The organism is Ensifer sp. ENS03 (assembly GCF_014852035.1).
In the GTDB taxonomy this organism is placed as follows: Bacteria; Pseudomonadota; Alphaproteobacteria; order Rhizobiales; family Rhizobiaceae; genus Ensifer; species Ensifer adhaerens.
Map to the genome: position 1 here is coordinate 696,731 of NZ_JACVAV010000001.1, position 14,422 is coordinate 711,152.

The 14,422-nt window shown below is 62.1% G+C and carries 17 protein-coding genes and 1 tRNA gene; 7 read left to right on the top strand and 11 right to left on the bottom strand.

What is annotated here, in order from left to right; genetic code table 11:
• Window positions 1-16: 16 nt before the first annotated feature.
• Window positions 17-340 carry a hypothetical protein gene (locus IB263_RS03410; RefSeq protein ID WP_034800858.1) on the top strand — a complete coding sequence of 108 codons (324 nt, stop codon included), beginning with the start codon at window positions 17-19 and terminating at the stop codon, window positions 338-340.
• Between the two features lie 61 nt (window positions 341-401).
• Window positions 402-599: a CsbD family protein gene (locus IB263_RS03415; RefSeq protein ID WP_090294925.1), complete on the top strand. Its 198-nt coding sequence runs from the start codon at window positions 402-404 to the stop codon at window positions 597-599.
• Window positions 600-701: 102 nt separating this feature from the next.
• Here IB263_RS03415 and IB263_RS03420 read toward each other — a convergent pair whose 3' ends face one another.
• Complete coding sequence (locus IB263_RS03420; protein ID WP_060602200.1) at window positions 702-896, bottom strand: hypothetical protein; 195 nt, start codon at window positions 894-896, stop codon at window positions 702-704.
• 224 nt (window positions 897-1,120) lie between these two features.
• On the opposite strand from IB263_RS03420, the gene IB263_RS03425 reads away from it, so the two are divergent.
• The 3 genes from IB263_RS03425 (at window position 1,121) to IB263_RS03435 (ending at window position 3,262) form a co-directional block, all read left to right on the top strand.
• Entirely contained in the window at window positions 1,121-1,285 is a 165-nt protein-coding gene (locus IB263_RS03425; RefSeq protein WP_034800864.1) for a DUF1328 domain-containing protein, read from the top strand.
• A gap of 155 nt (window positions 1,286-1,440) precedes the next feature.
• The gene (locus tag IB263_RS03430; protein ID WP_082566270.1) at window positions 1,441-1,944 is read left to right on the top strand and encodes a TIGR00645 family protein; all 504 of its coding nucleotides are present in this window, start codon (window positions 1,441-1,443) and stop codon (window positions 1,942-1,944) included.
• A 64-nt stretch (window positions 1,945-2,008) separates the two neighbouring features.
• Window positions 2,009-3,262, top strand: coding sequence for an FAD-binding oxidoreductase (locus tag IB263_RS03435; RefSeq protein WP_034800866.1), 1,254 nt, complete (start codon window positions 2,009-2,011; stop codon window positions 3,260-3,262).
• Between the two features lie 74 nt (window positions 3,263-3,336).
• On the opposite strand, the gene IB263_RS03440 is transcribed toward IB263_RS03435, so the two are convergent.
• Complete coding sequence (locus IB263_RS03440) at window positions 3,337-4,131, bottom strand: 3-oxoacyl-ACP reductase family protein (RefSeq protein ID WP_113554029.1); 795 nt, start codon at window positions 4,129-4,131, stop codon at window positions 3,337-3,339.
• A gap of 52 nt (window positions 4,132-4,183) precedes the next feature.
• Here IB263_RS03440 and IB263_RS03445 point away from each other — a divergent pair, with 52 nt between their 5' ends.
• Window positions 4,184-4,801, top strand: coding sequence for a TetR/AcrR family transcriptional regulator (locus IB263_RS03445; RefSeq protein ID WP_034800870.1), 618 nt, complete (start codon window positions 4,184-4,186; stop codon window positions 4,799-4,801).
• A 127-nt stretch (window positions 4,802-4,928) separates the two neighbouring features.
• Here the strand turns inward: IB263_RS03445 and IB263_RS03450 are convergent, their stop codons facing one another.
• The gene (locus IB263_RS03450) at window positions 4,929-5,345 is read right to left on the bottom strand and encodes a hypothetical protein (RefSeq protein WP_210338196.1); all 417 of its coding nucleotides are present in this window, start codon (window positions 5,343-5,345) and stop codon (window positions 4,929-4,931) included.
• A 228-nt stretch (window positions 5,346-5,573) separates the two neighbouring features.
• Between IB263_RS03450 and IB263_RS03455 the strand changes: the two genes are divergently transcribed.
• Window positions 5,574-6,746 (top strand): fumarylacetoacetate hydrolase family protein, encoded by a 1,173-nt coding sequence (locus IB263_RS03455; protein ID WP_246810949.1) that lies wholly within the window; start codon window positions 5,574-5,576, stop codon window positions 6,744-6,746.
• A 31-nt stretch (window positions 6,747-6,777) separates the two neighbouring features.
• Here IB263_RS03455 and IB263_RS03460 read toward each other — a convergent pair whose 3' ends face one another.
• From IB263_RS03460 to IB263_RS03495, 8 genes are all read right to left on the bottom strand, one after another.
• Complete coding sequence (locus IB263_RS03460; RefSeq protein WP_090294915.1) at window positions 6,778-7,026, bottom strand: hypothetical protein; 249 nt, start codon at window positions 7,024-7,026, stop codon at window positions 6,778-6,780.
• Window positions 7,027-7,110: 84 nt separating this feature from the next.
• Window positions 7,111-7,380: a hypothetical protein gene (locus tag IB263_RS03465; RefSeq protein WP_112770520.1), complete on the bottom strand. Its 270-nt coding sequence runs from the start codon at window positions 7,378-7,380 to the stop codon at window positions 7,111-7,113.
• A gap of 35 nt (window positions 7,381-7,415) precedes the next feature.
• Window positions 7,416-7,922, bottom strand: a complete 507-nt coding sequence (locus IB263_RS03470; RefSeq protein WP_090294913.1) for a hypothetical protein — start codon at window positions 7,920-7,922, stop codon at window positions 7,416-7,418.
• A 16-nt stretch (window positions 7,923-7,938) separates the two neighbouring features.
• Window positions 7,939-9,150 (bottom strand): hypothetical protein, encoded by a 1,212-nt coding sequence (locus tag IB263_RS03475; RefSeq protein WP_192437599.1) that lies wholly within the window; start codon window positions 9,148-9,150, stop codon window positions 7,939-7,941.
• Window positions 9,151-9,212: 62 nt separating this feature from the next.
• Complete coding sequence (locus tag IB263_RS03480; RefSeq protein WP_112770518.1) at window positions 9,213-9,971, bottom strand: TfuA-like protein; 759 nt, start codon at window positions 9,969-9,971, stop codon at window positions 9,213-9,215.
• Window positions 9,961-11,127, bottom strand: coding sequence for a YcaO-like family protein (locus IB263_RS03485; protein WP_112770517.1), 1,167 nt, complete (start codon window positions 11,125-11,127; stop codon window positions 9,961-9,963). The genes IB263_RS03480 and IB263_RS03485 overlap by 11 nt, the downstream gene beginning before the upstream one ends.
• Window positions 11,128-11,133: 6 nt before the next feature.
• A complete protein-coding gene (locus tag IB263_RS03490) occupies window positions 11,134-14,112 on the bottom strand; it encodes an AAA family ATPase (protein WP_192437601.1) in 2,979 nt (992 codons plus the stop codon).
• A gap of 213 nt (window positions 14,113-14,325) precedes the next feature.
• A tRNA-Gln gene (locus IB263_RS03495) sits at window positions 14,326-14,399 on the bottom strand.
• Between the last annotated feature and the right edge of the window lie 23 nt (window positions 14,400-14,422).

The window sequence follows — 14,422 nt, forward strand, 5'->3', positions numbered from 1 at the left end:
GCAAGGGAGCATGCGAATGGAACACATTGCCGCCATCATGGTCCTGGTCGGCTGCATGCAGACGACAGAGGCCTGCCGCGAAGTGCCGGCGCCCACCGTGGCTTTCGAGACCGTAGACGAATGCCGCGAACTGCTTTCGCCTGCGATCGAGGCGACATCGACGAGCTTCAAGCACGCCTACGGCGCCTGCGCGGAAGTCGATCCGGCGCTGTTCGTAGAAGACGCGACCATCGAGTGGCAGGTGAAGGCGCCTGGCCGTCTGCAGGTCGAGGTCAAGGTCGATGATGGCAGCTATGCCGTTGCCGCGCGAAGCGAAAGCGGCGCCAAGGCTCGTAACTGATTTCACCGGTAGCTCTTGGGCAATTGCGCTAGGGCGACTGCATCAACCGAAAGGATCGGAAATGAACTGGGACATTGTTGAAGGCAAATGGCACGAGTTGAAGGGTAAGGCTCAGTCGCAGTGGGGTAAGCTCACCAACGACGACCTCGATATCATCGATGGCCGCAGGGAAGAACTCGCCGGGCGGATCCAGGCGCGATACGGCGTTGCACGTGACGAGGCTGAGCGCCAGATCGACGACTGGATGTCGCGCCGCTAGGCGGTTCGTGGCAAGCAGTCAGTTGCTTCCCCGGAAGAACGACGCCAAGACAAAAGCCGCGCGACACCTGTCGCGCGGCTTTGTTTGTCATGCGCATCGCGCTTATTTCTTCTTTGCCTTGGCCTCTCGCCTGCGAAGTTCTTCAAGCAGAGACTGAAGCTTTGCGCTTTGTTCTTCGCCGTCCGTGTACAGGTCGCGCATCGTCTTTCCGATGTGAAGATTTCTATCGGAGAGATGCGTCCGCTCCCGTCCGGCTTCGATCGCCGTTTTCCAGATATGTGCTGTCGGCATCTTCATTTCGACCCTGCGTTCCATGGATGAAGAACGTCAGAGTATTGCGAAGGTTCCGGGCATTTCCGGTGCAAACCGTGCCGATTTGGGACTCTTTCGTCTTTCATCGTAAACAGAATATTAATGTCGAGTGACGCCACGGAATTCCGCGCGCCGATTTTGATCGAGAATTGGAACAAATTGAAAGCTATCGCGTTTGCATTGCAGTGATTTAGGCAAGGAGAATTGCTATGTTATACTACGCGCTTGTCTTCCTCGTTGTGGCAATCATAGCGGGTGTACTTGGGTTTGGGGGTATTGCCGGCACGTCCGCGGGCATCGCGCAGATCCTCTTCTTCCTTTTCCTGGTCTTTCTGGTGATTTCGCTCGTTGCCGGCCTGGTGCGCCGCGGCTGAGCGGCCCTATTTGAGTTGTTAGGCATAAACAGGAAACGGGCGGCGTCACAGCCGCCCTCGATGTGTTTGGTGGCCGAATCGTCTTGCTTGCCCTTGCTGGCCCGCTTGGCTATTGATGCCCCAATTGTCGTTTTCGCCCCGGGGTATCGAACATCATGAAATCGCTGGAACTGCTCGTCGAGCGGATCATCCTGTCCAGCCGCTGGCTTCTCGTCATCTTCTACCTTGGCCTGGTCGCGGCACTTGCCCTCTACGGCATCTCGTTCGCCTTCAAGCTGCTGAAGATCGCCAGCATGGTCTTCGTCTATGACGATGCGCAGATGATTCTGGCGATGCTCGGCCTGATCGATGCAGCGCTCGTGGCCAGCCTGATTGTGATGGTGATGATTTCCGGTTACGAAAACTTCGTCAGCCGCTTCGACGAAGGCGATGCGGAGGTCTCCTTCCTCGGCAAGCTCGATTCCGGCAGTCTGAAGATCAAGGTTGCGTCGTCGATCGTGGCCATTTCCTCGATCCACCTGCTGCAGATCTTCTTAAACGCGCAGCAATATTCGAGCGAGCAGTTGATGTGGGCGACGATCATACATCTGGCCTTTGTCGTCTCGGCCGTACTGCTCGGCTATCTCGAGCAAATCATGAATGCGCTGAAGAAGAAGTGATATTGGTGCCGCGGCTTCACGCAAAGCCGCGGTTTGTCTTGATCGAGCAACGGGGCAGCCTGAGATGAAGACTGACGTAGTGGTTCTGGGCGCCGGCATCGTCGGCATTTCCACCGCCATCCATCTCGCCCGCCGCGGCAAGTCGGTGGTGCTGCTCGATCGTCGTGGCCCCGGCGAGGAAACCTCCTACGGCAACGCCGGCCTGATCCAGCGCGAAGGCGTCTTTCCATACGGCTTCCCGCATGATTTCGGCGCGCTCTTCCGCTACGCGCTCAACAACACCATCGACGCCCATTACCATTTCCGCGCCCTTCCGGGCCTGGTGCCGTTCCTCGCCCGCTACTGGTGGCATTCCGGCTTTACCCAGCACCGGCGCATCGCCCAGCTCTATGCGCCGCTGATCGAGCATTCGATCACCGAACATCAGGATCTGATCGAGGCGTCCGGCGCCGGCGACCTCATCCGTAAGGACGGCTGGATGAAAGTGTTCCGCACCGAGAAGGAACGCGACGCCGCGTACAAGGAAGCGGAAAAGCTCTCGGCGGGCTTCGGCGTCAACCACCAGAAGCTTTCGACGAGCGAGTTGAAGACGCTGGAGCCGTCGATCAAGGCCGATCTCGTCGGCGGTCTGCGCTGGAGCGATCCCTGGTCGATCCGCGATCCGCACAGCCTCAACAAGGCCTATCTCGCCTACTTCCAGTCCCTGGGCGGACGGCTGATTTCCGGCGATGCGGCGACGACCGAACACGTACTCGAAGGTCCCGGTTGGCGCGTCGCCACCCCGGAAGGGCCGCTGGAAGCCCGCGAAGTCGTCGTGGCGCTCGGCCCCTGGGCCGATACGGTTACCCGCAAACTCGGCTATCATTTCCCGCTTGCGGTCAAACGCGGTTACCACATGCACTACGGCATGCAGGACGGCGCGCAGCTCAACAACTGGGTGCTCGATGCCGAAAAGGGCTACTTCCTGGCGCCGATGCTGCGCGGCATCCGTTTGACGACGGGTGCGGAATTTGCCTGGCGCGATGCGCCGAAGACGCCGGTGCAGCTGACGCGGGCCGAGCGGGTGGCGCGCGAATTCTTCCCGCTTGCCGAACGTCGCGACGAAGAACCTTGGATGGGCGCGCGTCCCTGCACGCCGGATATGATGCCGCTTATCGGCAAGGCGCCGCGTCACGAGGGCCTGTGGTTTGCCTTCGGCCATGCCCATCACGGCATGACGCTTGGGCCGGTCACCGGTCGGGCGCTGGCGGAAGCCATGACCGGCGAAAAGACGGTCATCGACATCGCGCCCTACCGGCCGGAGCGTTTCCTGGCCTGACACGGTCCGAAGCCATAGCATCACGAAGTAGGAAAAGGCCGGACGCTGCGTTTCCGGCCTTGTTCCTTGCCTGATCAGGCGTTGGTGCCGCCGTCGATGGTGAATTCGGCGCCCGTTACGCTGCGGCCGTCAGGCCCCGCCAGCCAGGCGACGACGCCTGCTACGTCGCTCGCCTCGTTGAAACGCGGGATCGCCATCAGTCCGCGCTGCGGGCCGGCATGTTCGCCGTTGGCCGGGTTCATGTCCGTGTCGGTCGAGCCAGGATGGACGATGTTGACGGTGATGTCCTTCGGCCCGAGATCGCGCGCCACCGCTTTGGTGAAGCCAATCAGCGCGCTCTTGCTCAGCACATAAAGGCTCATGCCCGGCCATGGGACGCGGGCGGCGAGGTTGCTGCCGATCGTGATGACGCGCCCGCCATCCGGCATGTGCGCCGAAGCGGCGCGCGTGGCGAGAAACACCGCCTTCACATTGACGTCGATCGTCCGGTCGAAATCCTCCTCAGTCACCTCGTCCACCGTCCCGGCGTCGAAGATGCCGGCATTGTTGACGAGGATATCGATGCGACCGTGTTTTTCCGCGACCGTCTTGACGGCGGCTTCAACCGCGCCCGGATCGCGGTTGTCCGCCTGGATCGCCAGTGCGCTGCCGCCATCCCCCGTGATCTCCGCCACGAGCGCCTCGGCCTTTTCTTTCGACTGGCTGTAGGTCACCGCCACGGTTGCGCCGTCGCTTGCCAGGCGCCTTGCGATCGCTGCACCGATGCCGCGGCTGCCGCCCGTCACCAGGGCCACCTTGTCTTTCAAACTCGTCACTGGTTTCTCCAAATTTGTAGTGATCGATACATATAAGGGGAAACGACTTGCCATCCGCTGTCAAGCGATTTATGTATTGATCGATACAAAAACAGGATCAGCCGAGATGAGCCGCGGGCGGCCACGCAATTTTTCGAGGGACGAGGCGCTTGCAAGCGCCATGCAGCTCTTCTGGGACAAGGGCTATGACAATACCTCGCTGTCGGATCTGACTCGGGCCATGGGATTGAACCCGCCGAGCCTCTACGCTGCCTTCGGCAGCAAGGCGCAGCTCTTCATCGAGGCCGTGGACCTTTACGGCCGCACCGACGGTGCCGGCATCTGGGATGAACTGGAGACGGTTCCGACCGCAAAGGCGGCGGTGCACGACCTGTTGAGACGCACGGCCGAGAATTTTACACAGCGTGGCGAGCCGAGAGGCTGCATGGTGGTTCTGTCGGCACCGCAGATGGCGGGTGGTGATGCGGAGGTCTGTGACGCACTGAAGCTGCGTCGGCTGGAGAAGCAGATGGCTCTGGAGCAGCGTTTCGAGCGCGCAGTCGAGGAAGGCGAACTGCCTGTGGGTGTCGACTGCGCCGCGATTGCCGCCTACGTCGCCTCGCTGCAGCACGGCATGTCGATCCAGGCGCGCGACGGCGCCACGCGGGAAACCCTGGTCGCGATCGCCGACTGCGCCGCAGCTGGCTGGGACGCGATGATTTCCGCGAACATCCGGCCGGACTGACGAACGACGTTTAACGGACACACCCGATCCGTCATTCGGCCCCATGATTTTTGTTCTGGTGAACGACGACGCGAGGGCCGGAGATCAAAAGCCTCCGGCCCACCGGTTTGCGCGTGCTCCGTCCTGCTTACGGCGCCGGCTGCGTCATTTCGGGTGTCGTGCCAGGGGTCGAGTTCGGGCTAGCGCCCTGTGTTCCCTGCTGCGGCGTCGCTTCCGGGGCCGGCTGGGTCGTCGTTCCACCGGCGGGAGCCGTGCCCGTATCGGCCGGCGGTGTGGCCTGGCCCGTCGTCCCGGTTGCCGGCTGGTCGGTGGTCGCCGGCGGCGCTGCCGTGTTGGCGGTGTCGCGGCTCAGTTCGGCCGGCAGCCAGGCGATCAACGCCAGCACCAGGCCGGCGAGCAGGATGATGATGATTGGCCAGCTGCTGCGTCTGGGGGGCTCGACAGGTACGTCGCTGAGGTGCGTTTGCGCAGTGGGTTGGGGCAGCGGCTGCCCGGTCACGGGGTCGATGACCGGCTTTTCCTTGAACTCTTCGTGCTGGTTCATTGCGTTGATCCTTTCTTGATCTCCTCGTGGCCTCGGCCGGCTGCTCCTGAACCTTCCCGGGGCAGCGGTGGGCGCCGGATTTCGTGCGCTCGCGAGACAGAGCGGCGGGGCGCGCTCGGATCGGCGCGCCGTAACCGTAAACGCGTGAAAATTTGCAATGTTCCGACCGCTACAACCCAAGGGACGTTCGATCGTCGTCGCCCGCTTTACAGCGGAGGTTTCCGCTGCATGATGGTAGCGCTCACGGGAGGGTGGAACGGCATGGCGGATCCGGTATTTCAAAATGGCACCTTTGTCGGTCGCGCCTGGCGAGCCGATGTCGGCGGCCCGTCGGTAGTTGTGATCCGTGACGGCGCGCTCTTCGACATCACCTCGAAGGCAGCGCCCACCATGCGCGACCTCCTCGAACACCCGGATCCCGTTGCGCACGTCCGCTCCACCCAGGGCGAGCGGCTTGTCGCGCTCGAGGATTGCCTCGGACAGAAGGCGGATCCATCCGCCCTGCATCTCCTTGCGCCCTTCGATCTGCAGGCGGTGAAGGCCTGTGGTGTCACCTTCGCGCGCTCGATGATCGAGCGCGTCATCGAGGAGCGGGCGGCGGGCGATGCCTCGCGCGCCGAAACGATCCGCGCCCGCGTCACAGCCGTCATCGGCGACAGTCTGCGAAACCTGAAGCCCGGTTCGCCGGAGGCGGCCCGCGTCAAGGCAGCCCTCATCGAAGAGGGCGTCTGGTCGCAGTATCTGGAGGTCGGCATCGGCCCGGACGCGGAGGTCTTCACCAAGGCGCAGGTTCTCTCGGCGGTCGGCCCGGGCGCCGATGTCGGCCTGCATCCGGCCTCACGCTGGAACAATCCGGAGCCGGAGATCGTGCTCGCGGTTTCCTCGAGCGGTCAGGTGAGGGGTGCCACCCTCGGCAACGACGTCAACCTGCGCGACATCGAGGGGCGCTCGGCGCTGCTTCTCGGCAAGGCCAAGGACAACAACGCCTCATGCGCCGTCGGTCCCTTTATCCGCCTCTTCGATGAAACCTACGGGATCGACGATGTCCGCAAGGCCGAACTCACCCTGATCGTCGAGGGCGAGGACGGCTATCGCCTGACCGGCCGCAGCTCGATGGCCGAAATCAGCCGCGATCCGCTCGACCTCGTTGCTCAGACGATCGGCCCGCATCACCAATACCCCGATGGATTGATGCTGTTCATGGGCACGCTCTTTGCGCCCGTCGAAGACCGCGACGAGCCCGGCCAGGGCTTCACCCACAAGCTCGGCGACGTGGTGACGATCGCCAATGCCGAGCTCGGCCATCTCACCAATACGGTGAGGTTGTCGACGCAGTGCGCGCCATGGACCTTCGGATCCGCGGCTCTGATGCGCAATCTCGCGGGCAGGGGGCTGCTGTAGGGCAAACGTCTTCCCGTCTTCGCGACGGCGACTACGTCATGTCCCGCATGACCCAGAGCGACCGACCCGCATGCGCGATGTCGGGGACGGCTCGAAGGCGCGCATCGTCCTTGAGCCGCACGGCCTCCGTCATATCCATGGAAAAAACCTGCCCGTCCGTCTCGTTGGCGTTTGGGGTAATCCACCAGCTTCGACCCTCCTGGCACAGTCCGGCTTCCGGATGTTCCTGGAAGTACTCGATCGCATAGGAGGCGTCCGCTTTCCTGTTGATATCGAGCATCGGCTTTTCTCCGCCTGATCCTTCGTCGTGATCGCAATGATTATGCGCCGATTCATTTAATGCGTCAGCAGTGCGTGCCTTGACCTAGGGAAATTTGACGGGATTACCTTCTCTTATCCCATCTGCATGCTTTTCTACGTGTATACTACCGTCAGTACCTGTAATGTGAACATATCCTGACATCGTACCGTCGAATTGCTCCGCAAGAAATATTATTGTTGTCTTGGCGGACGCGGAAATGTTCTCAATGACAGTACCATCCTTCTTCTTGCAGAGCGGTTTTCCGCCATCGACGTAATCTCTTATTGATACGTTTGTTAGGTTTTTCGTGAACTCCACGGTCGCTTCAAACATAGGGCTTCTCCTTTCACAGGCAAAGGCGAATGCGACTAGTCGCGAGAAAGGCGACCGTTGCGGTGTGCCATGGATTGCGTGATGGCATACGAGGTCGGTGATCTTTTGCCGGGTAGGTTCGCGTCTAGAATGAGGGTCTTTGCGTCGTCAAAGTTGACAGCGACTTCGAGTAGATCGGTCGAAGCTCGTATCCGCCACATCTGATAGGAGGGATCCGATTCTTTCGCACCCGGCAAAGCATCAAAGCCGCAGCCAACAGCTGGCTCGCCTGCGGGGCCTGTGACGATGAAAATACGATTTGCGTCGAACCTGTAGCAATGACCTTCGAAGGCATAACCATAGGCCAACACAACCGAGTATTTCTGTTTGGTTTGCGCGTCGCCCGCCCTGAATAGCTGAACTCGCAATTCGGCATTGGAGCCCTGACTCATATCGAAGCTGCCATAGTCTTCTGTGGCATTCAGTTTCACGCCGTATAGTATGATCGCTTCTGCGTGGTATGGGCCTGATTTGGCAGGTGCAGGTACGCTCACATCGGTCATCACAATTCCCTCCGTTTCACCAAAGAATTTCACGCCACCGCATGCAGTCTTCGAATTGTTCGACATAGGCTCGACCACGCCCCCGATCGGCTGCCGTCAAAAAGGCTTCCGCTGCCGCTTCGAAGGTGACGTCGTCGGGTTCCAGAAACCGCCAGGAGCGAACGACGCTCTCGCCGACGATGTCCCGTGCCTCTTCTAGGGCAGCCTTGCTGGCAAAGTGCTTCAGCTCGTAGTCCGCCCTTGACGGACGCAGTGTCGCTTCGATGATCTCTGGTGCCAGTTGCTGGCGCAGGTTGCCGAACTGGCGAGGATCGAGGTCGGAAAGTCCGCGCTCGAAGAGCAGTGTCTGATAGACCTCGACCAAGCAGTCGAAGAGCCCTCCGGCAAATGGCTTGGAATGATCGTGCACTTCATGGCTGACGTCGCCCGCGCGCAGCGAATTATTGAAGGTGCGGATCTGCCTTTCGTCGCTGAGCTCGGCGAAGCGATCGAGTTCGTTGTTGATCAAAAGGTTGCCTCCGGTGCGGCGCAGGATGCGATCCGCGGCTGTATCGAAATGCAGCAAGCCGAGCAGCGATGCGAAGTCGGCGACCGCCTCGTGATAGGCAAAAAACTCGCTGCCGGCGCCGTCGCCCTCAAGCAGGCCCAGTTCGCTGAGAAGGATCAGGTGGCCCATCTCATGGGCGACGGAATCGAAATTGAGCGCGAATCGCGATGTTACCCTCTCGGGTTCGCTTTCCCCGAATTCCACAAAGCCGAAGCCCGATTGTGCGTTGTCCCAGTCGGCAATGTGCGGAATGATCTCCAGCCGGCTCAGGGTCGGTTCGAAGAACCATCTGATTTCGCGCCCGACATAGCCCTCGAAAATATCCAGCACGCGCCGTGCGCAGGCAAAGCTGTGTGTCGCCAGAAAGGCAGGCGAGTCCGGCGTGATGTAATCGAAATGTCCGTCAGCGTCCGGTTCCACCGGCGGGCAGAGTGCGCCGGCATAGGGCGGCAGGATAGGGTAGGCATAGGGCCTCTTGGCTTCGAGCGGATCGGCGACATACATGCGCCGGTCGGACGGGCCGGCCGCAATTCCGCCTGCCGAAGGGGCGAGCCAGACCACCTCGGGTTTCTCGTAACCTGGAATGTATGGGGGTTGCGGAAAGACAAGAAAGCGCGTTCCGAGACGCGGTGAAGCGGCTCTGCCCGGGTCGGCGTCGGACGTGTGAGCGGCGGCATCCATGTTGGCCTCCCTCGCGGTTTCAATATCACCTGTGATTGCAAAATTCGATTAACTTGTTCGTACTAATCCGCTCGGAATATTTCATCGAGCAGCTCAGCGTATTGAAGATCGTATGCAAAAGCCTCGGTCATCTCGAACGCGTTGCTTTTGTCCGGGCCTTTGCGCCGAAGTTTAAAGGTGGAGATCGCTTTTAGTAGTTCGATCGCGTCAAGTTTCTTCTGTCTCGGTAATCCGATTGCGAGATGACGTCTTAATCGCTCAATATCAAGGTCGTTGTTATTATTCCTGACACTGTCGAGGATGGTGCTGTAGCTGCGCTCGGAATAATGAAGCGATCGTGCCGCCTGTTCAAGTGCAACGCGCAGTTCGTGTGTGATGATGCCCCTTCGTTCAGACTGTTTCAGTGTCAGTCTGATGTCAATGAGGGCTTCGGTGAGAGCTCTTGAACCCAGTTCGGGCGGCGCCATCGCCACAGCGACGTCGGCGTCGTCGGCAAGCCTCGTGCGCCGATACCAACGGTAGACGAAGCCATAGCCGATCATTCCTTCGTCGCTGAGTTCCGCCGCGCGGACGGCGCCCATGCTGGATGCGCCGCAGACATACACGCCCTTTGCCAAGGCCCAGAGGATCTCCTTGTGCCGGACCGCTGGCCGCTGCGCAAACTCGCCATCGATGATCGCGATCACCGCCGGGCGATGTTTCAGCACGGCGCGCACGACGTCCCCTTGCCCGGCGGGCGGAAGATAGGTCGCATCGAGCTGTGCTCGCGCCTCGGCGGCACTCAGCGTTGGTCCGAGGAAGACGATCGTCTCACTCCTCAATGCTCACCTCCAGGGGCGGGGCAACCACCCTGACCACATGCAGAGGGAGCGCTTCGTCCGAGAACAGGACCACGACGACAACCGCTTTGACACCAGAGGCGAGCATCGCCTGGAGAATGGCCGGTAACGGGTTTTCGCCCCCGTGCGCAGGCTCATTTTCGGGAAAGGGCAGACCGCCGCGCGACAGGGTTTCGAACCAGGCGATCAGTTCGCTTCGTTCCGGTGGGGCGTAGAAGCGGCCAATCACGTCTTCCCGGGTCGCGGCGATGGCGCCGAGGCGCGACTGGCACGCCTCGAGAAGAGCCTTGGCAAGGGCGCGGTCATGATCGATGTCGCAGCCGAAGCCAGACGCCGGCAAGGGGGCCAGCGGAACCCGCGCCGGGTCTTCCATGACATGACACCAATAGGCCGGCAGGCCACTCGGGCTTGGTAACGCCCATACGCCCGCAGCCAGCCCCGCCTGGCGCAGCCGGCCAAGGATTTCGCCGGATTTGCCTCCGCCAATGGTGTCGACACCGATCTGGTAGCGGTCGAAGAAGTGCGGCCGCCGGGTGGCCAGATGATGCGCGTGGCGTTCGAGGATCTCAAGGCAGCCGTGAATCAGTGCCTGCTGCAGGCTCGTGCCTGCGGCAAGCCCGGTGGTGTTGCGTTGAAGCCAGTGCGGATGCGGAGAGGGGATGACGTAATTTGTGTCGACCGCCGCCAGCGGCACGGGTCGGAAAGAGCCGGAGATCAGATCCCAGCCTGAAATCCAGGCGAGATCGTTGCTGTCGGCCGGCGGCGTTGCAGCCGGATGGAGATGCGACCACATCCCGTCAGCATTCATGTCCGCAAGGCTGGCCCGCCACGCGCGCTCCGCCGGTATGCGCTCCGATGCCCATCCTTCAAGCGATTCCATCAGGCCGGAAATGGCGGCTTGGGCATAGTTGAGGCCCTTGCCCTGATTGACAGAAACCGAGCGCGAGGCCGGGCGGACCACCTGCACGACCGGTATGCCGATCCGATCGAGCCCGGTTACCGATCCGAGCCGGGTGATCCCGAAATCCCGTCGCAGGGCGAGAATTTTCTCCACGGTTTGCCAGGTGTCGGGAGGGGCTGGGGAGGGGGCGTTCAGCACGCCCTCGAGCGATCGGTCCTGGATCGGAACGCTCGCCATCGCCGACTAGCCGAAGTGATGTCGCAAATCGTGCCCGGCGCGCTTGGCCAGCCATTCGGCGCCCTGCGTCTCGGCCGATTGCAAGGCATATCGCAGGTCGCGCCGTGCCCGCGCAGGAGCGTCGCCGAGCGCCAGCCGCAGATGCGCCCTTCGCCGGTAGAGCTCCGCAAGCCAGAACCATTGGCCGCTCTTGCGGCCAAGCGCGATGGCGTTCTCGATCGGGACGACCGCCGCTCCGGGATCTCCCATGCGTTCCAGGATCTCGGAGTGCATGTCGCTGTGGATCGACAGATTGTCGTCGGTCCCCGTGAGCTTCTGGAGGCGCAGCCCTTCCTCGAAGCGCGCAGCGCCCCGCTCCGGTGACGAGGCCATGGCTTCCGCCCAGCCGCAATACATATTGGCGCGCGCCTGGCTCGCCACCAGGCCATTTTCGTCGGCGAGCGCCAGCATGCGTTCGCCGAGGCTGTGCACGTCTTCATATCGCTGCTGGCAGCGACGCAACACGATTCCGTAGTAGAGCGCATGCACCATGCTGCCGACATGCTCCGTCCTGTCGGCCCACTCTAGGCATTGCCGGATGGCCGCCTCGCTCGGTTCGTGCGCGTCCGTCAGAAGGTAGGACAAGGCACTTTCACCAAGGCCGCAGACCTTGGCGTCGTGGCCGCCGTAGAAGGCGCGATTGCGAAGCGCCCGTTCCGCGTCATATAGGGCGATGCCCTTGCCGACGCAGTCCAGGCAGTAGTCGTGATGGCCTGCATGGAAGCTCGTCGCCCAGCCGCAATGATAAGCCTGAAGCCGCGTTTCGGGATCCCGGGCGCCCTCCATGTCGCTCACCAGCACGCGCGCCCGCGATTGTTGCAGAGAAATGTTCGGAGCGGTGAACCACCAGCCCCAATAGAGCGGCAGGCGCTCTTCGCGGTTGGCGGAGCCGTCGCGCTTGAGCAGTGAAATGGCGCGCGCGTAGGTCCGGCGGGCCAGTTGCGACCCTTCGCCCTCGAGCGCCGTCGCCACGACGCCCTGAAGCTGCAGCAGGTCCAGCAGGAACTGACGGCGATCCGCGTGCCGCCGCATCGCCGCGATCTCGCGGGCGCAAAGATCGAGCGACTGGCGGGCCTCGCGCATCGCCGATCGCAGGACGCACGCCTCCGCCGCCTTCATTGCAAATTGCGCCGCCTGGAGATGGAGGCCAGCTTCGGCGCATTGCCAGGCGGCCACGGCTGGCGGCACGCTCGGCACGTCCTCCTCGCTTAGCAATTGGGCGATGCGTTTGTGGAACCTGCGCCGGTCGGTGCGAAGCAGGCTGCCATAGGTCGCCTCATGCTGCAGCACGTGGCGGAACTGGAAGGCGTCGTTGGATGTGGCGCCTTGTTCGATCACGCCATGCGCGACGAGTGCGGCAAGGTCCGCTTCGAGCGACGCTGCAGCCGCGCCATCGAGCAGCCGATTGAGCAGGCTGACGCTGAACTCCCTGCCGATGACGCTTGCCAGTTGGGCAACGCGGCGGGCGCTTCCAACCTTCGCAAGCTTGACGGCTAGGAGATCGTTCAGCGACGAAACGCCTTCTTCGACGAGCAGCTTCGTCCAGCTGGCGGCGGCAGGCGCGACGGAATGCCGGCTCCGAAGCAGAAGCGCGAGCTCCTTGGCATAAAGCGGCAGTCCGTCGCATTGCTGCAGAATGAAGGACACTAGGCCTGCGGGTGGCGCGCCGCCCCATACGGAGGCGACTAGGCTCTTCATCGCCGCGGTTCCGAGGCCTTGGAGGGGCAGGCTTTCGGCGGCTGCAACCGCCGTCGGTCCACGCGAGGTCTGGACCACGAGAACCGGACGATGGCGAGCGTGGCTCACCAGGTGCTCGAGCATCGTCAGGGTCATGCTGTCGGCCCAGTGCACGTCCTCGATCACGATGAGCTTGGCCGCGTCGCCAGCACACAGGATCTGCACGGCCGCCCGGATGACATCCTTTCGGAACGCCTCGCCGGAGAGATCGGCAACCTGGATATTGCCGGCCTTGCGTCGCGAATCGCCGCCGGTAAACGTGGCGATCGCGCGCGCCGCGCGCTCATCGACGGGAAGCCCGATGCCGTGCAGGGCCTCCCGCAGCTGCGGTGCGTTGCCGCGCTGCAGGACATCCTTTCCCACGCTTGCTTCCAGAAAGCCGATCAGCGGCTGCATGGGCTCGCCGGTCATCCGTGCATCGCATTGCAGAAGAATATCGGCATCGTTTTCGCGCCCGAGCGAGCGGCGCAGTTCGGCGACGAGCCGGGACTTGCCGATACCGGCTTCCCCGGTCACGGCGACCGATCTGCCAGTGCCGCTGCATGCGGCGTTCCACTCGATCGTGAGCCGCGCCAGCTCTTTCTCGCGCCCGCCCATCGGCGCGCCGCGCGCCGGGTTCGACCGGTCGCGGAGAGATCCAGGGCTTCTGGCAAGAGGCTGCCACAACGCCGACGGTTCAGAGAAGCCCTTGAGAGCGGCGTCGCGCAAGAAAGTATAGTCGAACCTGTTTCGGGTGAGCTGGTAGGTTGCCTCGGCAACAAGGACCGTATCAGGCTGCGCTTCCGCCTGAAGCCGCGCCGCCAGTATCGGTGCGGTGCCGACAATATCCTTGCCGTCGGAGGAGAGGACGACGACGCTGGTTGCGACACCGACGCGCAACTTGAAGGGTACCGTGCGCGGGCGGTGGCTTTGCCGGGTCGCCATCTCAATGAGCTCCAGAGCCGCCTGGACGGCCATTTCGGCTGCGTCCTCGACCTGCGCCGGATAGCCGAAGTAGCCGCATCCGCCGTCGCCAAGCCGCCGGCTAAGATTGCCCCCATGGCGACGAATGATGTCTTCCGAACTGTTGTGGAGACTGGCGATGGAGCGGAGGTATTTCTCCGGGTCGTTGCTGAGCAACAGCTCGGTCGAACCGACGATATCGTAGAAAACCGCCGTCACCTGGCGCCTTTCGCCGCCGAGCTGAATTTGCGAATCGGACCCCTTCATTCTCGCCATCGCCCAACGTCAGCCGAGTTGACCACATCCCACTCCATTTGCCACGCATAGGCAAGCGACCATGGGGCAGAATATCCTAATATTCCTACCTCAGAGGTGACGGAGCTTACGGTGGGCAGGGATTTCGGCGCCGTATCGGGCCGCCAATGATGTCAAAGCGACATCCAGCGCGATCTGAAAATCAAGGATTTAAAGAGAGAAGATTGGCTGGGGAACCTGGATTCGAACCAGGACTAACGGAGTCAGAGTCCGTGGGTCTACCGTTAACCTATTCCCCAAAGCCGCCGTCGGAGCGAAGCCC